Below are 20854 nucleotides of genomic sequence, written 5' to 3'. Positions count from 1 at the left end.
TTCGTATGAGCGAACGACTGGTGGTCATCGGCGGCGACGCGGCGGGCATGTCCGCCGCGTCGCAGGCGCGCAGGCTCAAGGGGCCTGAGGAGCTGGAGATCGTCGCGTTCGAGCGGGGGCACTTCAGCTCCTACTCGGCCTGCGGCATCCCGTACTGGGTCGGCGGTGACGTCGCCGGCCGCGACGAGCTGATCGCCCGCAGCCCGCGGCAGCACCGGGCGCGGGACATCGACCTGCGGATGCGGACCGAGGTGACGGAACTCGACGTGTCCGGGCAGCGGGTGCGCACCCGGGACCTGGAGTCGGGCGCGGAGTCCTGGACGGGCTTCGACAAGCTGGTGATCGCGACCGGCGCCCGGCCGCTGCGGCCGCCGCTGCCCGGGATGGACGCGCCGGGCGTGCACGGCGTGCAGGACCTGGAGGACGGCCAGGCGCTGCTCGACTCGCTGGAGCGGGCCCGGGGCCGGCGGGCGGTGGTGGTCGGCGCCGGTTACATCGGCGTGGAGATGGCGGAGGCGTTGCTCGGCCGCGGCTTCGACGTGACGGTCCTCAACCGCAGCGAGCAGCCGATGGCGACGCTGGACCCGGACATGGGGCGCCTGGTGCACCGGGCGATGGACGGTCTGGGCATCCGCACGGTCGGCTCCTCGCCGGTGAAGAAGGTCCTGACCGGCGAGGACGGCCGGGTGCGGGCGGTGGCGACGGACCGGGACGAGTACCCGGCCGACGTGGTGGTGCTCGGCACGGGCGTGGCGCCGGAGACCTCGCTGGCGCGGGCGGCGGGGCTGCCGCTCGGCACGTACGGCGGTCTGCTCACCGATCTGTCGATGCGGGTGCGCGGGCACGAGAACATCTGGGCGGGCGGCGACTGCGTGGAGGTCCTCGACCTGGTGTCGGGCCGGGAGCGGCACGTGCCGCTCGGGACGCACGCCAACAAGCAGGGCCAGGTGATCGGCTCGAACGTCGGCGGCGGCTACGCGACCTTCCCCGGCGTGGTGGGGACGGCGGTGTCCAAGGTCTGCGACCTGGAGATCGCGAGGACCGGGCTGCGCGAGAAGGACGCCCGGGAGGTGGGGCTGAAGTTCGTGTCGGTGAGCGTGGAGTCGACGAGCCGCGCGGGCTACTACCCGGGCGCCGCGCCGATGACCGTCAAGATGCTGGCGGAGCTGCGCACGGGACGGCTGCTCGGCGTGCAGATCGTGGGCCGCGAGGGCGCCGCGAAGCGGGTGGACGTCGCGGCGGTGGCGCTGACGGCGCGGATGACGGTGGAGGAGATGACGGCGCTCGACCTGGGCTACGCGCCGCCGTTCTCGCCGGTGTGGGACCCGGTGCTGGTGGCGGCGCGCAAGGCGACGGCAGCCGTTCGGGCGGCAGGCTGACCCGAGCGGACCAGGGCGCCCGGTGACGGTTTGCGAGCCATTGTGCACCATGCGTAGCTGGTCGCATGATCAGACACACCGCGCGAGCGCTCTGCGCCGCCTCTCTCATCGTCACGCCGCTCGTCCTGAGCACGCCTGCCCACGCCGCGACGACGTGCCGGGTCAACGGCGTCTCCGTCACCGGGACCACCATCACCGGCACGCCGGGATCCGACTACATCACCTGCGACACCGTCGACGTGATGAACGTCGTCAACGGCGCCGGCGGGGACGACTTCATCTCGGTCGGCACCGCCAACGGCCCGGTGGCCGGCGGCGACGGCCGCGACTACATCACGGTCGGCACGGTCGGCAGCTCCGGCTCGGTGCTCGGCCAGGCCGGCAACGACTACATCCGCGTCACCACGAACAACGGTTCCGTCGACGGCGGGCTCGCCGGGCTCGACTACTGTCGCGTCACGGCCGGCAACCCGCCCACCAACTGCGAGTTCTGAGTTCCCGTCCGCACGCGGACGGCCGTCAGACGGCCGTCCGCGTGTGCACGTGTTCGACCAGGCGGGTCAGCGTGTCCGGGTCGGTCGTCGGCAGCACCCCGTGACCGAGGTTGAAGACGTGGCCCTCCAGGTCCTTCGCGGCGGCCAGGACCTCGTCCGTCTTGGCCTCCACGGCCTCCCGCGAGGAGAACAGCACGGCCGGGTCGAGGTTGCCCTGGAGCGCCTTGCCCGGGCCGACCCGGCGGGCGGCCTCGTCGAGCGGCACGCGCCAGTCGACGCCGACCACGTCGGCGCCGGCCTCGCCCATCAGGCCGAGCAGCTCGCCGGTGCCGACGCCGAAGTGGATGCGCGGGACGCCGTACGGGGCGACCGCGTCGAACACCTTCACCGAGGCCGGCATGACCGAGCGGCGGTAGTCGGCCGGGGCGAGCGCGCCGACCCAGGAGTCGAAGAGCTGGACGGCGGAGGCGCCGGCCTCGATCTGCACCTTGAGGAAGGCCGAGGTGATCTCGGCGAGGCGGTCGAGGAGGTCGGCCCACAGCTGCGGGTCGCCGTACATGAGCGCCTTGGTGTGCTCGTGGTTGCGGGACGGGCCGCCCTCGACGAGGTAGCTCGCGAGGGTGAACGGCGCGCCGGCGAAGCCGATGAGCGGGGTGGGGCCGAGTTCGGCGGTGAGCATCCCGATCGCCTCGGTGACGTACGAGACGTCCTCGGGCGTCAGGTCGCGCAGCCGGGCCAGGTCGGCGCGGGTGCGGACCGGCTCGGCGACGACCGGGCCGACGCCGGGCTTGATGTCGAGGTCGATGCCGATGGCCTTCAGCGGGACGACGATGTCGCTGAAGTAGATGGCCGCGTCGACCTTGTGCCGGCGCACGGGCTGGAGGGTGATCTCGGTGACCAGCTCGGGCCGCATGCACGACTCGAGCATGGGGATGCCCTCGCGGACCTTGAGGTACTCGGGCAGGGACCGCCCGGCCTGCCGCATGAACCACACCGGCGTGTGCGGGACGGCCTCACGCCGGCACGCCTTCAGGAACGCGGAGTCGTACGTCTGCGGCTGGTGCTTCTGCTGCTGGCCCTGGGGGCGATCGTTGGCGCTCACGACCAGAATCTTCGCATGTGGCGAGAAGCCGCTCGCCCGGCCCGGGTGTCCCTCCCTGCGCGAGGGCCCGCTTCCGCCTACTCTTCCCCGCATGGCTGCGGCTCAGGGACATTTTTCCGATCATTCCGACGGCATTCGAGGGACGGGGAAGACGGAAGGCGACAGGGCGGATCCCACGGACGCGAATCCCGTGCCTCCGGCGTTCAGGCGGGCGGTCGACGGGCTGCGCGCGGTCCGGCTGCGACCGGAGATCGAGGTGGACCCGACCCGGCCGCCGCAGCGGCTCGCCCCGTACGCGTACGCCCTGGAGGCGGCGGTCGTGGACGGCGAGGACGATCTGGCGGACGGGCGGCTGGTGCTGCTGCACGACCCGGCCGGGCACGACGCCTGGAAGGGCACCTTCCGCCTGGTGACGCTGGTGCGGGCGGAGCTGGAGCCGGAGATGGCGGCGGATCCGCTGCTGCCGGAGGTCTGCTGGTCCTGGCTGACCGGGGCGCTGGAGGCGCGCGGTCTGCCGTACGGGGAGGCGAGCGGCACCGTCACCATGGCGGGCTCGCACTACTTCGGTGCGCTCGCGGAGCGGCGGCCGGCGACGCAGATCGAGATCCGGGCCTCCTGGACGCCCCGCGAGGGCCCGGCCGGCGTGCCGGACACCGGGACGCACCTGGCGGCCTGGTGCGATCTGCTGTGCCAGGTCGCGGGGCTGCCGCCGTCACCGGCCGGTCCGGGCCAGGGCGGGGACGCGGGGCCGGGTACGGGGACGGCGTCGGGGGCCGGGGTGGTCCCGCTGCCGCAGCGACGCGGCCCGCAGCAGCCCTGACGGCGGAGGCGCGGCCCCGGGGCCGGGCGTGGACAGGCCGGGCGGGGACGGCGTCGGGCGCCGACAGGGCCGGGCGGGCGTCGATTTTCGGACACTTTCGAGTGGGGCGGGCGTGAGGCTCGTACGATGATCGATCGCGCGTCCGAATTGCCCCAATTGTTACTCACTAAATCGTGATCTTTCCCTAAAGGCGGGCGGCCCTGCTGCCGAAGGACTCAGTGACCCCTTCAAAGCACGGGTTCGCCCCCGGCTTCTTCCCCGAGCCGGCTCCGTCCCGCACCTTCCCCAGGAGGCCTGGTGTCCGTTCTCCTCGAGCAGCCCGCAAGCCTGGTCGCCTACCGCCCGAACAAGCCGACGGCCATGGTCGTCGTGGCCGACCCGCGCGTCCGCTCCACCGTCACCCGCCACCTGTGGGCGCTCGGCGTGCGCGACGTCATCGAGGCGTCGTCCATCGCGGAGGCCCGTCCCCGCGTCGGCAACCCGCGCGACATCTGCGTGGCCGACGTCCACCTCCCCGACGGCAGCGGACTGACCCTGCTGTCCGAGACCCGCGCCGCGGGCTGGCCCAACGGCCTCGCCCTGTCGGCCGCCGACGACATCGGCGCCGTGCGCAACGCCCTCGCGGGCGGCGTCAAGGGTTACGTCGTCACCGGCACCCGCACCAACATCGGGCACCCCACCCGCCCCGGTGCCGCTCCGATCGGCGCCGCGGCCGCCCGCCTCGGCCACCGCCGCCCCCCGGGTGCCCCGAGCCACCCGGGCGGCTACCGCGAGCTGTCCGGCCGCGAGGTCGAGGTCCTGCGGCTCGTCGCCGAGGGCCAGTCGAACAAGGCGATCGGCGTCTCCATGGGCCTGTCCGCGCTCACCGTGAAGAGCCACCTCGCCCGGATCGCCCGCAAGCTGGGCACCGGCGACCGGGCCGGCATGGTCGCCGTGGCCCTGCGCACCGGGATCATCCACTGAGCGGCGTGCCCCGCGTCACGGGGTGACGCGCGCCTGGCGCCCGACGACGGAACGTTTCCCCCATCAGCCTCCGGCCCGAGCGCTGCTCGGGCCCTGCTCGGGCCCGGCTCCGGCCCGGCTCCGGCCCGGCCCGAGCAGGGCCCGAGTCCGGCCCGGCCCGAGCAGGGCCCGAGTCCGGCCCGAGCAGGGCCCGAGTCCGGCCCGAGTCCGGCCTCCGGCCGATCCGACCGTTCAGGCTGTTCCGGCTGTTCCTTCGACGGGCCCTTGCCAGTCACAGATACCCTTGACAGGTGACCGACGCCCAAGACACCGCGAGTGACACCGCACTGCGAACCACCGGGGGCGCCCCCTCGGACGACGACGTCCCTGCGCATGGGCTGCCGATCCCGCTGCTCGAACCCCGCGAGGGCATTCCGCCCGTCGTCGCGACCGAGGACGCCCTCGCCGACGTCGTCGCCGCCTTCGCGGCCGGCCGCGGCCCCGTCGCCGTCGACGCCGAGCGCGCCTCCGGCTACCGCTACGGGCAGCGCGCCTATCTCGTCCAGCTCCGCCGCGAGGGCGCGGGCACCGCGCTGATCGACCCGGTGGGCTGCCCCGATCTGTCCGGCCTCGGCGAGGCCCTGGCCGGCACCGAATGGATCCTGCACGCCGCGACCCAGGACCTGCCCTGCCTGCGCGACATAGGCATGGTGCCGACGCGGCTGTTCGACACCGAGCTCGCCGGCCGCCTCGCCGGCTTCCCGCGGGTCGGCCTCGGCGCCATGGTCGAGTCGGTCCTCGGCTACGCCCTGGAGAAGGGCCACTCCGCCGTCGACTGGTCCACCCGCCCGCTGCCCGAGCCGTGGCTGCGGTACGCGGCGCTCGACGTGGAGCTCCTGGTCGACCTGCGCGACGAGCTGGAGAAGGAGCTGGACCGGCAGGGCAAGCTGGAGTGGGCGCTCGAGGAGTTCGACGCCATCGCCTCGGCGCCGCCCGCCCCGCCGCGCAAGGATCCCTGGCGGCGCACGTCGGGCATGCACAAGGTGCGCCGACGCCGCCAGATGGCGGTCGTACGGGAGCTGTGGACGGCCCGTGACCGGATCGCCCAGCGGCGTGACGTCTCTCCCGGCAAGGTGCTCAGCGACGCGGCGATCGTGGAGGCGGCCCTCGCGCTGCCGCCGAACGCGGGCGCGCTGTCCGCGCTGCCCGGCTTCGGGCAGCGGATGGGCCGGCGCCAGCTGGAGCAGTGGCAGGCGGCCGTGGACCGGGCCAAGGCGCTGCCGGACGCGGAGCTGCCGCAGCCGGGCCAGCCGCTGACGGGCCCGCCGCCGCCGCGCGCCTGGGCGGACAAGGACCCAGCCGCCGCGGCCCGGCTCTCGGCGGCCCGCGCCGCCGTGTCGGCGCTCGCCGAGCAGCTGAACCTGCCCCAGGAGAACCTGATCACGCCGGACACCGTCCGCCGGGTCTGCTGGGAGCCGCCGCCGGCGACCCCGGACTCGGTCGCCGCGGCCCTCACCGGCTACGGCGCCCGCCCCTGGCAGGTCGCCCTGGTCACTCCGCTCCTGGTCACCGCCCTGGCGGCGACGGCCTGACCTCTCGCCCGAGGCCCCCGACGCGCGATCCGCGTGCCGGGGGCCTTCGGCGTTCCACGGGGCCGGGGCGGGATCAGCGCCAGATCGAGGAGAAGCCGTCCAGCTGGATCCAGGAGATCTTGTTGCCGTCGGTGGCGCCGAAGACGTACACCTTGCCGTCGCGGGCGAGCTCGATGCGACAGGTGCTGAAGCCGTCCCGGTTGTTGCGCGGGGCGACACCGCGGACGGTCGTGGTGAGGGGCCTCAGCTCCGGCGGGAGGGTGCCGATCAGGTCGAGCGTCTCGGGCGTGTTCCCGCCGTCGAACTCGGAGCCGGGGTCGCAGGTGACGCCGCCGCGCATCTGGAGGAAGTCGGTACCGGCGATCTTGACGACGCGGGCCTGCGGCGCGTTGCCGCCGAGGGGCTTCAGCTGGGCGTGGGCGAGCGAGGTGAAGTCGGTCCAGGGCCGGACGACCTCGAGGAGGGGGGACGCCGACCCGTCGCTGCCGACGGCCGCGGCCGGTGTCGGCGCGAGGACGGAGGTGCCGGCCGCGGCGGCCGGGACGGCGAGGGCGGCGGTGAGCAGGGAGCGGCGGCTGGTGCTGCTGGTCATGGTGGGCCTTTCGGGAGCGGAGGAGGAACGGCGCGGGGCGGCGGCGGTCAGGCCCACGGGACGGAGAAGTTGTCGAGCTGGATCCAGTCGACGGTGTTGTCGGGCGTGGCTCCGTACGCGTAGAGGTTGCCGTCGTCGTTCGCCTCGACGCGGCAGACCGCGAAGCCGTCGCGCGCGTTGCGGGGACAGCCGGCGTGCAGGTTGAGGCTGGGCCGCAGGGCGGCGGGCAGGGCGCCGACGAGGCCGCCGGTGGCGGCGTCGGAGAAGCCGCAGGTGATCTTGCCGCGGAGCTGGAGCAGCCGGTTCCCGGCGAGGGCGATGAGGCGGGCCTGCGGGACTTCGGCGGAGCCGGACCGCACGCCGGCCGCGAGGGTGATCGGGGTCCAGTCGACGAGGACCTCGACGGTGAGGTCGGGCTCGCCGGGTCCGGGCAGGTACATGAGGTCGAACGACCGCCGGGCGCTGCTGGGCGGCCCGAAGGTGAAGGCGAAGCAGAGCCGGGTCCTGTCGTCTCCCGCGCCGGGCTCCGGGGCCCAGGGCGCGAGGCCTTCGGGCTCGCGGCGGGCCGGATCGGCCGCCGTGCGGCGGATCCTGGTGCGCCGGACCGACAGACCGGTGCGCCAGTCGAAGGTCGTCAGGGTGGCGTCGTCGGCCCAGGCGTCGCCGGTCCACAGGTAGAGGTGGTCACCGAAGGTGGCCATGCCCTGCGGATACGGCTGGACGTGGGTGACCGCCCGCACGCCGGGGACCTCGGCCAGGACGCCCTCGGCGGCCTGGTCGAGGGCGTAGAGCGCGTACCGGTAGACGTAGTGCTGGTTGTCCTGGCCGGGCGGCACCGGGCCCCGGGTGGCGACGACGAGGCGGTGGTGGGCCGGGTCGACGGCGGTGAGGCAGTGCTGCGGAAAGCCCGGGACGTTCAGCACCTCGACCCGGTTGGTGTCGCCGCAGTCGACGGCCGTCGCCGGTGTGTCCTTCGTCCTGCCGTCGCCGGTCGCGGGCACGTACCGGGTGACGGCGATCGCCTGGCCCTCGGTGATGTCGCGGTCGGCGTGGTGGAGGGCGTTGCCCTCCAGCCAGAGGTCGACGCCGCCGCCGGCTCGCGGGACGACGCCGAAGGAGGTGCCGTGGCCGAAGCCGCGCAGGTACATGCGGTCCAGGACCTGGCCGGTCGCGAGGGCCAGCCGGGTGCAGAGCAGGTCTCCCCGGTCCTCGCGGACTCCGCCCGGGATCGGCTCCTTGTCCCCGGTCAGATAGACGTCGGCCGGGACGACCTGGAGGGTGTAGAGCTCCTGGGCCGTGCTGTCGACGGCGAAGGACTGCATCACGCTGTCCGACGTGTACGTGAGCGCGCCGGTGAGCAGCGCCTTCGGTGTCTGGGCGGTGTCGATCGCCGCTGCGGTCATGAGATCCCCCTCGTGAGACGCGGCCGGTGCGATGATCTTGGGCCGCGGGCGACAGCCTCTCAGGCGGTGCGCGCGGCGGCGTCCGCGGGTGTGACGTTCACCGCTCCGGGCCAGGGGGGTGGGCAGCTTGGTTACCCGCAAGTAGCATGGGGGGAGCAAGCGCGCGCTTAGCCGCGTGCCGGGCCCCGCGCCCGCGCAGCAGTGCCATCCCGCACCCTGGAGGAGAGCCATCGTGCCTCGTACCGTCAGGGACGTCGTCTTCGTCGACGGCGTCCGTACCCCGTTCGGCAAGGCGGGCCCGAAGGGCATCTACCACGAGACCCGCGCCGACGACCTCGTCGTGAAGGCCATCCGGGAGCTGCTGCGCCGCAACCCCGGCCTCGACCCCGCCCAGATCGACGAGGTCGCCATCGCCGCGACCACGCAGATCGGTGACCAGGGCCTGACCCTCGGCCGCACCGCCGGCATCCTGGCCGGCCTGCCGCAGTCCGTGCCGGGCTACTCCATCGACCGCATGTGCGCCGGTGCGCTGACCGCCGTCACCTCCGTGGCCGGTTCGATCGCCTTCGGCGCGTACGACGCCGTCATCGCCGGCGGTGTCGAGCACATGGGCCGTCACCCCATGGGCGAGGGCGTCGACCCGAACCCGCGCTTCGTGTCGGAGAAGCTCGTCGACGAGTCCGCCCTCTTCATGGGCATGACCGCAGAGAACCTGCACGACCGCTACCCGACGATCACCAAGCAGCGCGCCGACGAGTACGCCGTGCGCTCGCAGGAGAAGGCCGCCAAGGCGTACGCCGACGGCAAGATCCAGCAGGACCTGGTGCCGATCTCGGTCCGCCGCACCTCGCCCGAGGGCGGCGAGACGGGCTGGGGCCTGGTCACCGCCGACGAGCCGATGCGCCCGGGCACCACCCTGGAGTCGCTGGCGAACCTGAAGACGCCGTTCCGCGTCCACGGCAAGGTCACCGCGGGCAACGCGGCCGGCCTCAACGACGGCGCCACCGCCTCGATCATCGCCTCCGAGGACTTCGCCCGCGAGAACAACCTCCCGGTGAAGATGCGCCTCGTCTCCTACGCCTTCGCCGGCGTCGAGCCCGAGGTCATGGGCTACGGTCCGATCCCGGCCACCGAGAAGGCGCTGGCCAAGGCCGGCCTGTCCATCTCGGACATCGGTCTCTTCGAGATCAACGAGGCCTTCGCCGTCCAGGTCCTGGCCTTCCTGGAGCACTACGGCATCGCCGACGACGACGCGCGCGTCAACCAGTACGGCGGCGCCATCGCGTACGGCCACCCGCTCGCCTCCTCCGGCGTCCGTCTGATGACGCAGCTGGCCCGCCAGTTCGAGGAGCAGCCGGAGGTCCGCTACGGCCTCACCACCATGTGCGTCGGCTTCGGCATGGGCGCCACGGTCATCTGGGAGAACCCGAACCACAAGGACGCCGGAGGCAGCAAGTGAGCACCACCGCAGAGCTTCTGAAGGGCGCCGCCGAGCTCTTCCCGGACGAGGTCGTCACCTCGGCCCACGTACGTCACTTCGACCTGCCCGCGGGCGCGGGCCGGTTCGCGCTGATCACGCTGGACAACGGCTTCGACCACACCAAGCCGACCACCTTCGGCCCGCAGTCGCTCGCCAACCTCAACACGGCGATCGACCAGGTCGAGGCCGAGGCCGCGAACGGTGAGATCGTCGGCGTCGGCATCACCGGCAAGCCGTTCATCTTCGCCGTCGGCGCGGACCTCAAGGGCGTCGAGCTGCTCAAGCAGCACTCCGACGCGCTCGCCATCGGCAAGGGCGGCCACGACGTCTTCAAGCGTCTGTCCGGCCTGGCCGTGCCGACCTTCGCCTACTACAACGGCGCGGCGATGGGCGGCGGTGTCGAGGTCGGTCTGCACTGCACCTACCGCACCGTCTCCAAGGCCCTGCCGGCCTTCTCGCTGCCCGAGGTCTTCCTCGGTCTCGTGCCCGGCTGGGGCGGCTGCACCATCCTGCCGAACCTGATCGGCGCCGAGAAGGCCGTCTCGGTCATCATCGAGAACAGCCTCAACCAGAACCGCCAGCTCAAGGGCAAGCAGGTCTTCGAGCTCGGCATCGCCGACGCGCTCTTCGAGGGCGCCGACTTCCTCGAGCAGTCGCTCATCTGGACCGCGGGCGTGCTGAACGGCTCCGTGACCGTCGAGCGCCCCGAGGTCGACCGCGGCGAGGCCTGGGACCAGGCCGTCGCCAAGGGCCGTGCCGTCGCCGACTCCAAGGTGCACGGCGCCGCCCCGGCCGCCTACCGCGCCCTCGACATCATCGAGGCGTCCAAGGACGGCGAGCTGCAGAAGGGCTTCGACGCCGAGGACCAGGCCCTCGCGGACCTGATCATGGGCGGCGAGCTCCGCTCCGGCATCTACGCCTTCAACCTGGTGCAGAAGCGCGGCAAGCGCCCGGCCGGCGCGCCGGACAAGTCGCTGGCCCGCCCGGTCACCAAGGTCGGCGTCGTCGGCGCCGGTCTGATGGCCTCCCAGCTCGCGCTGCTCTTCCTGCGCCGCCTCGAGGTGCCGGTCGTGCTGACCGACATCGACCAGGAGCGCGTCGACAAGGGCGTGGGCTACGTCCACGGCGAGATCGACAAGCTGCTCGGCAAGGGCCGCATCAACCAGGACAAGGCCAACCGCCTCAAGGGCCTGGTCTCCGGTGTCCTGGACAAGGCCGAGGGCTTCGCGGACGCGGACTTCGTCATCGAGGCCGTGTTCGAGGAGATGTCGGTCAAGCAGAAGGTGTTCGCGGAGGTCGAGGCGGTCGCCCCGGCGCACGCGATCCTCGCCACCAACACCTCCTCGCTGTCCGTGTCGGAGATGGCCTCCAAGCTCCAGCACCCGGAGCGCGTGGTCGGCTTCCACTTCTTCAACCCGGTCGCGATCCTCCCGCTCCTGGAGATCGTGCGCGGCGAGAAGACCGACGACGCCTCGCTGGCCACGGCCTTCGCCGTCGCCAAGAAGCTGAAGAAGACGGGCGTGCTGACGAAGGACGCCCCGGCGTTCGTCGTGAACCGCATCCTCACCCGCTTCATGGGCGAGATCCAGAACATCATCGACGAGGGCACCCCGGTCGCCACGGCGGAGAAGGCGGTCGAGCCGCTCGGCCTGCCGATGTCCCCGCTGGTCCTCCTGGAGCTCGTCGGCCCGGCCATCGGTCTGCACGTCTCCGAGACCCTGAACCGCGCCTTCCCGGAGCGCTTCACGGTCTCCCCCAACCTGAAGGCCGTCGTCGAGGCCGGCAAGCGCGGCTTCTACGTCTACAACGCGGAGAACGGCTTCAAGCCGGAGCTCGACCCCGAGGTCGCCGCGCTCCTGAAGCAGGGCGACGTCGTCCTGACCGAGGAGCAGGCCCGGGACCGCGTCCTGGACGCGGTGGCGCAGGAGATCGGCCTGATGCTGGAAGAGGGTGTCGTCGCCGAGGCGCAGGACATCGACCTCTGCCTGATCACGGGCGCGGGCTGGCCCTTCCACCTGGGCGGCATCACGCCGTACCTGGACCGTGAGGGCGTCTCCGAGCGCGTCAACGGCAAGCGGTTCCTGGCGCAGGGCGTGGCGAGCGTCCCCGCGTAACCGGACTGCGGCACAGCGGCGGCCGGCGGACCGTCCCTCCGGGGATGGACCGCCGGCCGTCGGCGCGTCAGGAGCCGGCGGGCAGGACCGCGAGGGCGGTGGCGACACGGCGCTCGGAGACCGGGTCGCCCGTGGACTCGCGGGGCCGGTTGCGCAGTGCGCCGGCGACGACCATCGTGGACGAGCCGCCGCCGTCGAGGTTGAGGCCGTCGACGGCGCCGAGCGAGCGCAGCAGACCGGCGGCCTCCGCGAGCGTCGCTCCCGTGCTGACGCCGGGCTCGCGCCCGTCGAGGACGAGGAGCAGGACGCCGCCGTCGGCGGTGACGCCGGCCACGGTCCTGGCGGGCCGCTCCGTACGGGCGAGGTCCCGCTCGTTCAGGGCGAGTTCGCCGCCCTTGAGGAGGCGGGCGCCGCCACCGACGGCCGAGTCGACCGGGCCGCCGGGCAGCGGGCCGCCGTCCGGGTCCGTCATCGTCGTCGTGGTGGTGACGCGGGTGCCGGGGCGGGCGTGGGCGCGCAGCCAGCCGGCGCCGGCGCCGATGCCCTGGAGGACCGAGCCGCCGGGCGGTACGGGTCCGCCGGCCGGGGAGCGCAGGGCGCGCACCGTGCCGTCGGCCGCGAGGAGCGCCTCGACGCCGTCGCTGTCGCCGCCGCGCGGTCCTCCGGGTGTGTCGGCGCCCCACTCGGGCGTGAACTGGACGATCTCGTCCGGGTCCTGGCACAGGCCGGTCCTGGCGTCCCGGGTCAGCGGCCGCCCGTCCTCGATCCGCCGCTCGGCGTCCGGTCCGCCGCAGGGCCGAAGCCGCCCGGCGACCCGGTCGACGCCGTCGAGGACGCGCTCGGCGGGAGCGGCCGGACCGGAGCCGCCGGCACGGGCCGGGCCGGAGGCGACGATCCGGCCGGTGGTGGACACCTCGGCGATCCGGGCCGTCAGACGGTCGCCGCGGCGGCCGAGGAGCAGCGCGGCGCCGTCGTTGCGGGACTCGCTGAGGACCCGGCCGTGCTCCACGTAGAGGCCGGTCGGGTCGCCCGGGTAGCCGGCGAAGCCCTTGCCGCCGCGGATGTCGAAGTACGAGGCGTTGACCGCGGCCAGCGCGTGGCCGCGGCGGGCGACGTCGCGTACGGTCTGGCCCTCGGCGAGGCCCCGCCCGTGCACGCCGGTCAGCCGGACCGGCGCGTCGGGCGCGATCCGTACGAGATGGCCGCGCACCGGCCCGGCCGGTCCCTGGGCGGTGAACTCCTGGTAGACCACGCCGGCGGCGAGCCGCTGCCCGGCCGGCAGTGCGGGCGCCGTCAGGGCCGGCTCATGGGCGCCGGGGCCGGAGCCGGAGCCGGAGCAGGCCGCGGTGCCGGCGAGCAGCGCGAGGGCGAGCAGGGCGGCGGGCAGCCGTCCGTTCGGGCTACGCATCCGGAAGGATCGCTCCCGGCGCGTGGGACAGGTCGCCGATGTGGACGGTGATCTCCTGCCACACCCGGTGCCCGTGGTCGTCCTCGAAGCAGCAGGAGAAGGAGTCGTAGCCGAGGTGGCCGGCCTCCGCCTGATAGCTGAGCGAGCCGTCGGACGCGCTGAACAGCGTGCCGTGGGAGGCGAAGGTCGTGCCCGTGAAGCGCAGGCCCTCGGCCGGGCTGTAGCCGCCGGGGATCATGAAGCTGCCGCCCGGGGCCAGGACCATCGAGCGGCCCGGCAGCCAGTGGCGGCGGACCCGGAAGCCGGTCCGGGAGACCGCCATGGACGGGACGAGCCGCTCCTCGTCGGTGCGCTTGACGCCGACGACGATCCGCGGGAGGAAGTACGCGCCCTCGGCGGCGTTCTCGGGCACCTTGACCGTCAGGGTCGCGCTGCGCGGCTCGGCGCCCGAGCTGTACGTGGCGTAGCGGCCGTTGGCCAGCTTGCCGAGGCCCTTGTGGCGGACGACGTCGAGGACGCCGTCCTCGAAGATGTCGCCGAGCAGATAGCCGTAGACCCGGTACGGCGCGTCCTGCGGGGTGATCGACAGCGTCAGGTGGAAGCGCTGTCCGGGCGCCAGCGGCGCGGCCGGGTCGGCGTCGGAGAACAGCTCCAGATGGCCGCCGTAACGCGGCTCCTCCGGGTGGGCCACCCAGGCCCGCGTCAGCGGATACCAGTCGCTCATGCCACTCCCTCGCTCACCGCGCCGGCCGGGCCGGACGCGCTCACCGCGCCGGACGCGCCCACCGGGCCGACCGGGCTCACCCGGGACTTGGTGAGGTGCTCGAAGACGTCGTCGGGAAGCCAGGTCACCTCCTGCTCTGGGACGTGGGCGTCCAGGTTGCGGAAGTGCTCCGGCGCGAGGACGCGCTGGGCGTACAGCTCGTGGGCGACGAAGCGGGCGCACTCCAGGGCGCCGTGCGGCCGCAGATGGCTGTTGTCCTCCACGCCGTCCGGATAGTTGGGGTGCTCCCCCGGCTCCAGGTACAGGAAGATCTTCTTGCTCTCCTCGGCGCCCAGCCGCTCCCACCAGGTGCTGGTGAACTCGTGCAGGTCGACCAGCGGGACGGAGACGGTCCGGGACAGCTCGCGGACGGCCTGCGGATAGACGCCGAGGCTGCGCCGCATGTTGCCGAAGGCGTCGAAGACGCGCCGCTCGACGCCGGGCACCAGGACGGGGTGCGCGCCGCGGGCCCGGGCGCCGTCGGTGTACTTGCGCAGATAGAACTGGAAGTCGGAGAACGGCGCGGTGAAGCGGCCGTCCTCGGCGCGCATGTCGTTGTGGCCGAAGGAGATCAGGAGCAGGTCGCCGGGGGCGATGTTCTCCAGGATCCAGGCCAGCCGGCCGCGCTCGTAGAAGCTGCGCGAACTGGCGCCCGCGCGGGCGGCGTTCACCACCTCGAAGCCCTGGGTGAACAGGTGGAGCGCCTGTCCCCAGCCGGCCATCGGGGCCATGGCGGCCTGCCGCGTGCAGGCTCCCGAGCCTCCCGCGATGAAGATGCGTCTCGTCTGCTCGTTCATACCTGCCTGACCTGCGTATCCATGGAATCGACACCCCCGCGGTGCCGCTCGTCGAAGGCGGGGTCCGCCACGACCGAGGCGTCCAGCGTCTCGATCACCTGGTAGGCGCGGGCGCAGTTCGAGGTGTCGCGGAGCACGAAGAACTCCTCGGCCCGGCGCTGGTACTCGGGCTCGACCTGGAAGCCCCGCTCGACGGAGCGGACGATCTCGTCGACGGCGCGCTCGACGGTCGCGCACGTCGGGCCGAAGCCGTCGCGCGCGAGGTCGAAATAGCCGCGCTTGTAGTGCTTGCTGTAGAACTGCTCGTCGTCGAAGTTGGTGTAGACGACGGGCTTGCCCATGTAGGCGACGTCGAAGAACACGGACGAGTAGTCGGTGACCAGCATCGAGCACTCGCGCATGGCGAGCTGCACGTCGCGGCCGGTCGTGGAGACGGTGATCGACGGATGGTCGATCGAGAAGTGCTTCAGATACGGGCGGATCTCGTAGTGCGGCATGAACTCCAGCTCGACGCCGTGCCGCTGGAGGGTCCCGAGCAGCCGCTCGTCGCGCAGCAGCGCGGAGAAGAAGCGGTAGTACGCGGAGGCGGCGAACGGGATCTCCGGCTTGGCCGCCTTGTTGTAGGACGGCGCGACGATCTCGCGGCGCCAGGTCGGCATGACGAGGACGCGCCGCTTGCCGGGCACCGGTGTCAGGGCGTCGAAGCGGGGCAGGCCGGTGGCGGCGACCCGCTCGTAGCCGTAGCCGCAGTGCTCGGCGTAGTAGGCGCGTTCGCTGCGGCCGGTGGTGAGCACCATGTCGACGTTGGTGACCTGGGCGTGGATGGAGGCGACGACGTCGTTGTAGACGACGCCGTGCTGGAGGAAGACCCGCTTGTAGCGCAGCAGGTCGCCGTAGCCGCGCAGGAAGGACCGCTTGCTCAGGCCGGGGAAGCCGAGGTAGGCCTCCAGGTCGTAGGCGTTGATCAGCCGCTCGGCGTGCAGCAGGTAGGCCCGGTGGCGCCAGGACAGCCGGTCGAGGACCTGGCCGTGGCGGGCCACCTTGTCCCAGTCCGCCGCGTCGCGGTTGAGGGAGTAGTAGACCTTGCGCCGGGGATGGTTCTGCCGGATCCAGGTGAACAGGTGGTAGCTGTTGTCCTGGGCGGTGTCTTCGCGCTCGCCGATGATCCAGATGCCGCGTCGGCCGAGGACGGGCTTGGTCAGCCAGTACAGCAGCCGGGTGCGCCAGCCGGGGCGGCCGGGCAGCGAGCCGCGCAGCTCGGAGCGGAAGCGGCGCAGCCGGTCGGCGCGGCGGGCGAGGAAGCCGCTCACCCAGCGGACGGTGGTGCGCTCGTCGTCGTCGATGCTCAGCACGAAGCGGCGCCGGCCCCGGGTGTGGACGCCCTTGAAGCGGTGCAGCATCTGGCGGGTGGACAGCGGCACGTCGTGGTGCCGGTCGCCGTGGTGGACGCGGACGGCGAGCCGGAGTTCGGCGTTGGCGAGGGTGTCGAGGACGTCCTCGGGGACGGTGGCCCGCCAGCCGGAGAACCAGTCCTGGTCCTTGCGGGTGCGCCAGCGGTCGCGCCGGTAGACCTGGCCGAGCGGTACGGCGGCCTCGCGCCGTCCGTCGGTGAGCACCAGCTCCAGCGGGTTGGTGTAGAGGGTGTCGATGTCGGTGCCGGAGAAGACGAGGAGTCCCTCGAACTCGAGGGCGCGGCCGTCGGTCCAGCGGAAGGTCTCCAGGACGGCGCCGGTCCGCTCGATCCGCAACAGCGAGGTGTCGACGGTGTCCTCGGCGAGGCGGCGGAAGACGCCGGACTCGTCGAGGTGGAGGGTGGGCAGGTAGGCGGGTCTGGCCAGCGGGTCGGCGAACAGCTCGAAGTTGCCGGTGACCAGGGCGTGGTGCTGGAGCCGGGACTGCTGCCGGCCCGCGTACTGCAGGATCAGGTCGTCGGGGATCGCCGCGTAGACCCGCCGGAGCACCGGGAAGACGGCGGCCAGCTCGGGCCTGCTCATGATCCGGTGCATGTTGCGGACGTAGGGCTGGAGCGAGCGGACGACGAAGCGCTGGGCGAGGCGCTCGGTGCGGTCGGGCTCGCCGGCGACCGACTTGAGGACGTGGTCGGCGAGGCGCACCAGCTCCTGCGTCTTGACCGGGTCGTTCCACGGGCGGTCGAAGAGCGAGTCCTGCTCGTGCTCGTCGCGGGCGTAGCAGCGGGCGCCCTTGGCGACGGTGATGCGGCGCGAGCGCAGCATGGCCGGCACGGTGAACCAGTCGTCCTCGAAGCCGGGCCCGGGGCCGCAGCGGAAGCCGCGGTCGCGGATGTAGGAGGTCTTGAAGAGCTTGGCGCCGAGTCCGGTGGAGAAGACGAGGTAGGGCGCGTCGTGGAGCTGACGCACCGGGGCGGAGTCCTTGAAGTAGCGCAGCCAGGGCTCGTCGGCTGCCTGCCGCGGGCCGGGGAAGTTGTCGGCCTCGCCGACGACCACGTCGAAGCCGGTGTCGAGGGTGCGGGTGGCGGCGAGCAGCCGGGCGAGCACGGCCTCGCCGAGGATGTCCCGGGCGCGCGCGAACATCACGTAGGGGGCCCGGACGTGGCGCAGGCCGTGGTCGAAGGACGAGCGCGGGCCGAGGGAGGCCTGGCTGACGACCTTCGCGTTGCGGTGGGCGGCGGCGAAGGCGGCGAGCCGCGCGGCGGTGGTGTCGCTGGAGCCGTCGTCGACGAGGACGACCTGGGTCTCGGCGAAGCCCTGCTGGGCCACGAGGGAGCCGAGGAAGGCGTCCAGGTTGTACTCGTCGTTGCGGCAGTGGACGACGAGCGCGGCGGTGTGGCGCTGGGGCGGGGCGGCGGCGGGGCGGTGCGCCTCGGCGGTCTGCCACCACAGCCAGGGCGTGCCGCGCGGGTTGGTCCGCTCCTGGGCGGCGCTGGTCTCGGGGCGGATGCCGAGGTTGCCGCTGACGGTCCGGTAGAGCTCGTAGACGTCGCTGCCGCCGGAGCCGCCGGAGGCGCCGGAGGCGCCGGAGGCGGTGTAGCGCAGGTCGGAGACGTCGACCGGGTCGATGTTGAGGGCCGTGGAGGCGCGCTCGCCGCGGTGGCGGAGCTGGACGAAGAAGTTCCAGTTGCCGGGGCGTTCGGCCGCGCCGAGGGTGGCGGCGAGGTCGACGTCGGCGTGGTAACGGATCCAGTGCTCGTCGATCTCGACGCCGGTGACCGGGAAGCGGTGGTCCGCCTTGGTGCTGCGGCGGCGCAGCACGGCGATGAGTTCGACGGTGTCGTCGGGCCGGACGCGGCCGAGCTGGTTGCGGACGGCTCCGGCGATGTGGAGCCGGTCGCCGTGGATCTCGACCCGGGAGGCCTCGTTGTAGAGGCGGGCGTCGGCCAGCGGGGTGCCGCTCAGTTCCAGGTCGGTGACGTCGAGGAAGCTCTCGGCGCCGGGCCGGCCGAGCAGCGAGCCGGACCAGTAGACGCGGCCGTCGCGTTCGACGAGGTCGGAGCTGACGACGCTGCGGCGGGCGAGGAAGTCGGCGGCGGACAGCGCGATGTCGACCCGGCCGTGCAGCAGGCCGAAGGCCCGGATCCGCTCCATGGGGCCGCACAGCGCGTAGGTGTCCTCGTCGAACGTGCGCAGGTAGGGGGCCACGGCGCGGACGAAGCCGTCGCGGTAGGCGGCGTCGCCGGTGCGCAGCTCGGGCGTGTAGAGCCGCAGGTCGTGGGAGAGGAACTTGGCGCCCTTGCGGGCGATCAGGTCGGGGCGGCCGACGCCGGTGAGGAACAGGTCGGTGTGGCGGTGGACCCGGACCCGGTCGGTGATGCTGCGCAGCTCGTGGCGGCGGTTGGTGATCGACGGCTGGTCGGTCTCGCGTTCCCACAGCCAGCGGTAGACGGGCGTGGGCAGGAGGGTGAGCGTGCGGGCGTGGAAGTTGGCGACGGTGGAGAAGTAGGTGTCCTCGAAGAAGACGCCCTCGGGGAAGCGGATGCCGTGGTCGTGGAGGAAGTCGCGGCGGTAGAGCTTGCCGGCGGCGATCGGGTCGTCGAAGAGCTCGGGCAGCTCGCCGAGACCGCCGGTGGTGCGGGCGGTCGTGTAGAGCTGCTGCTGCCAGACGGTGATCTCGTCCTTGGCCGGGTTGATCCGCAGCACGCGGCCCGCGGTGACGTCGGCGCCGGTGGCGAGGGCGGAGGCGAGGAGGTCCTCGACGGCCTTGAGCGGCAGCTCGTCGTCGGCGTCGAGGAACATCACGTACTGGCCGGTGGCGGCGTCGATGCCGTGGTTGCGCGGGGCTCCGCAGCCGCCGCTGTTGTGCGGCCGCTCGATGACCCGGACCCGGTCGTCCTGCTCGGCGTACTGGTGGGCGACGAGCAGGGTGCCGTCGGCGGAGGCGTCGTCGACGACGAGCACCTCGAGGTCGCGGTGCGTCTGGCTGACGGCGGACTGGAGCGCGCGGCCGAGGGTGGCGCTCGCGTTGTAGGCGGGGACGACGACGGTGACGCGGTAGGCGCCCGGGCCGTAGGAGGCGTCGTACGAGGTCGCGTGCGTGTCGTCGTACGAAGTCGCGTGCGCGCCGTCGTACGAGGTGGCGTGCCCGCCTTTGTCAGCGTGCGCGCCGTCGTACGAGGTGACGTGCCCGCCGTCGTACGCGTGCACGCCGTCGTACGAGGTGGCGTGCGGGTCAGGGTTGCTCATCGGCCCTGGTACTCCGGGTGGTGGCGCTCGCCGCGCGCGGGCTGGGCCGGGATCTGCTGCAGCCGCATGGTGTCCCAGCCGCCCTGGGCCGCCGGGTCGTAGGGATGCGGATACGGCTGGAAGCCCGGGTCCTCGTACGGCTCGGGAGCGGGGAAGCGCTCGTGCGCCTCGGCCTGCTCCTCCTCCTGCTCCTGGCCGCGCCTGCGGTGCCGGCCCGCCTGCAGACGGGGCGAGATGGACCCGGCCTTGGAGGGCACGCCGGCGGGATCGATCTGCTCCATGGTGCGGGTGAAGTCCCTGGTGGACAGCCAGAACTTGAACATGATGACGAGCTCGAAGGCGCCCAGGAGGACGGCCGAGACGGCCGTGGTGGCGAGCACGTGCCCGACGAGCGGCCCCACGATGAAGATGAACATCTGGAACTCGATGCCGCTGATCAGGTGCGGCCGGATCCGGCTGCGCAGCAGCGCGTGGCGGACCCGCGCGTACCACGGGAAGCTCTTGCGGAACTGCTGGTGCAGGTCGATGACCTCGGGCTGTCCGGCCGCCACGGCGGCGGCCCGGTGCGCCTCGGGCTCCACGTGCGGGTTGTCGCGGAGCAGGTCCTCCATGAAGACGACCTTCTGTTCCTCCTCCTGCACGCCTTCCGCGGCCTGGCGGGCCAGCGTCACGGCCTCGATCTTGCCGCGCATGGACATGCGCATCTTGTAGATCTGGAGGGCGTCGACGTAGCGGAGCATGTCGAGGAAGACGACGACGAGGGCCGCGAGCAGGAAGACGGGCTTCCCGGTGCGCAGGTACTGACCGCCCATCAGGGCGAGGGCGCAGAACAGCACCCGGATGCGGTCGAAGACGTAGTCGAGCCAGCCGCCGAAGACCGAGCCATTGCCCTTGAGGCGGGCGAGCTTGCCGTCGATGCAGTCGAGGATGAAGCTGACGTGGTAGAGACCGGCGCCGATCGCGAGGGAGGCGGGGTCGCCCTCGAGGAAGTAGAACGCGGAGCCGAGGCCCACGAAGAGCGCGGCCCAGGTGACGCGGTTCGGCGTGACGGAGTCGAAGCGCGCGAGCCAGCACACCAGCCGCGTGGCGACGGGGTCCACCAGGAGGACCGTCCACCAGGCGTCCCGCTTCTTGCAGGTCAGCTTCTGGACAGCCCTGAGTGACAGCTTCTGCATGGCCCCCCTCGCGAGCGTGGCAACGTCACGTCTCGCCGAACGGGCCCCTGCCCCCGCCACGCCGCGGTCGCGGGTCGTGCGCACGAGATGAACACATGAGGTTCACTCGTCATTCACTTCAGACGCGCCACGGAT

General features: G+C 72.8%; 15 protein-coding genes. 7 read left to right on the top strand and 8 right to left on the bottom strand.

Annotated elements, in window-relative coordinates:
- The first annotated feature begins 5 nt into the window (after nt 1-5).
- Both ACIGO8_RS25520 and ACIGO8_RS25515 read left to right on the top strand, forming a co-directional pair.
- Nucleotides 6-1379 (top strand): FAD-dependent oxidoreductase, encoded by a 1374-nt coding sequence (locus tag ACIGO8_RS25520; protein WP_399735016.1) that lies wholly within the window; start codon nt 6-8, stop codon nt 1377-1379.
- 65 nt (nt 1380-1444) lie between these two features.
- Entirely contained in the window at nt 1445-1873 is a 429-nt protein-coding gene (locus tag ACIGO8_RS25515; protein ID WP_399735014.1) for a hypothetical protein, read from the top strand.
- 25 nt (nt 1874-1898) lie between these two features.
- Here ACIGO8_RS25515 and hemE read toward each other — a convergent pair whose 3' ends face one another.
- A complete protein-coding gene (hemE, locus tag ACIGO8_RS25510; RefSeq protein WP_399735012.1) occupies nt 1899-2975 on the bottom strand; it encodes a uroporphyrinogen decarboxylase in 1077 nt (358 codons plus the stop codon).
- A gap of 91 nt (nt 2976-3066) precedes the next feature.
- Here hemE and ACIGO8_RS25505 point away from each other — a divergent pair, with 91 nt between their 5' ends.
- The 3 genes from ACIGO8_RS25505 to ACIGO8_RS25495 all read left to right on the top strand — a co-directional run bounded on the left by ACIGO8_RS25505 (nt 3067) and on the right by ACIGO8_RS25495 (nt 6329).
- Nucleotides 3067-3795 carry a DUF3000 domain-containing protein gene (locus tag ACIGO8_RS25505; RefSeq protein WP_399735010.1) on the top strand — a complete coding sequence of 243 codons (729 nt, stop codon included), beginning with the start codon at nt 3067-3069 and terminating at the stop codon, nt 3793-3795.
- Nucleotides 3796-4092: 297 nt separating this feature from the next.
- Nucleotides 4093-4758 carry a response regulator transcription factor gene (locus ACIGO8_RS25500; RefSeq protein ID WP_015037008.1) on the top strand — a complete coding sequence of 222 codons (666 nt, stop codon included), beginning with the start codon at nt 4093-4095 and terminating at the stop codon, nt 4756-4758.
- Nucleotides 4759-5048: 290 nt separating this feature from the next.
- Nucleotides 5049-6329, top strand: a complete 1281-nt coding sequence (locus ACIGO8_RS25495) for an HRDC domain-containing protein (RefSeq protein WP_399735007.1) — start codon at nt 5049-5051, stop codon at nt 6327-6329.
- 73 nt (nt 6330-6402) lie between these two features.
- Here the strand turns inward: ACIGO8_RS25495 and ACIGO8_RS25490 are convergent, their stop codons facing one another.
- The gene (locus ACIGO8_RS25490; RefSeq protein ID WP_399735004.1) at nt 6403-6921 is read right to left on the bottom strand and encodes a hypothetical protein; all 519 of its coding nucleotides are present in this window, start codon (nt 6919-6921) and stop codon (nt 6403-6405) included.
- 47 nt (nt 6922-6968) lie between these two features.
- Complete coding sequence (locus tag ACIGO8_RS25485) at nt 6969-8324, bottom strand: hypothetical protein (protein ID WP_399735001.1); 1356 nt, start codon at nt 8322-8324, stop codon at nt 6969-6971.
- Nucleotides 8325-8556: 232 nt separating this feature from the next.
- Between ACIGO8_RS25485 and ACIGO8_RS25480 the strand changes: the two genes are divergently transcribed.
- Both ACIGO8_RS25480 and ACIGO8_RS25475 read left to right on the top strand, forming a co-directional pair.
- A complete protein-coding gene (locus tag ACIGO8_RS25480; RefSeq protein ID WP_399734999.1) occupies nt 8557-9783 on the top strand; it encodes a thiolase family protein in 1227 nt (408 codons plus the stop codon).
- On the top strand, nt 9780-11918 hold the full coding sequence (locus ACIGO8_RS25475) for a 3-hydroxyacyl-CoA dehydrogenase NAD-binding domain-containing protein (RefSeq protein WP_399734996.1): 2139 nt from the start codon (nt 9780-9782) through the stop codon (nt 11916-11918). Before ACIGO8_RS25480 ends, ACIGO8_RS25475 begins: the two co-directional genes overlap by 4 nt.
- A 67-nt stretch (nt 11919-11985) precedes the next feature.
- On the opposite strand, the gene ACIGO8_RS25470 is transcribed toward ACIGO8_RS25475, so the two are convergent.
- Genes ACIGO8_RS25470 through ACIGO8_RS25450 form a run of 5 tightly spaced genes read right to left on the bottom strand, consistent with a single transcriptional unit; the run spans nt 11986 to nt 20719 of the window.
- Nucleotides 11986-13326: a phosphodiester glycosidase family protein gene (locus tag ACIGO8_RS25470; protein ID WP_399734993.1), complete on the bottom strand. Its 1341-nt coding sequence runs from the start codon at nt 13324-13326 to the stop codon at nt 11986-11988.
- Complete coding sequence (locus ACIGO8_RS25465) at nt 13319-14050, bottom strand: Ig-like domain-containing protein (protein WP_399734990.1); 732 nt, start codon at nt 14048-14050, stop codon at nt 13319-13321. Before ACIGO8_RS25465 ends, ACIGO8_RS25470 begins: the two co-directional genes overlap by 8 nt.
- The gene (locus ACIGO8_RS25460; RefSeq protein WP_399734987.1) at nt 14047-14886 is read right to left on the bottom strand and encodes a rhamnogalacturonan acetylesterase; all 840 of its coding nucleotides are present in this window, start codon (nt 14884-14886) and stop codon (nt 14047-14049) included. Before ACIGO8_RS25460 ends, ACIGO8_RS25465 begins: the two co-directional genes overlap by 4 nt.
- On the bottom strand, nt 14883-19544 hold the full coding sequence (locus ACIGO8_RS25455; protein WP_399734984.1) for a glycosyltransferase: 4662 nt from the start codon (nt 19542-19544) through the stop codon (nt 14883-14885). The genes ACIGO8_RS25460 and ACIGO8_RS25455 overlap by 4 nt, the downstream gene beginning before the upstream one ends.
- Complete coding sequence (locus ACIGO8_RS25450; protein ID WP_399734981.1) at nt 19541-20719, bottom strand: CDP-alcohol phosphatidyltransferase family protein; 1179 nt, start codon at nt 20717-20719, stop codon at nt 19541-19543. Before ACIGO8_RS25450 ends, ACIGO8_RS25455 begins: the two co-directional genes overlap by 4 nt.
- Nucleotides 20720-20854: the final 135 nt, after the last annotated feature.

It is taken from the genome of Streptomyces sp. NPDC053493, from assembly GCF_044544825.1.
Lineage (GTDB): Bacteria > Actinomycetota > Actinomycetes > Streptomycetales > Streptomycetaceae > Streptomyces.
This window is presented reverse-complemented; position numbering and strand designations above follow the sequence as displayed.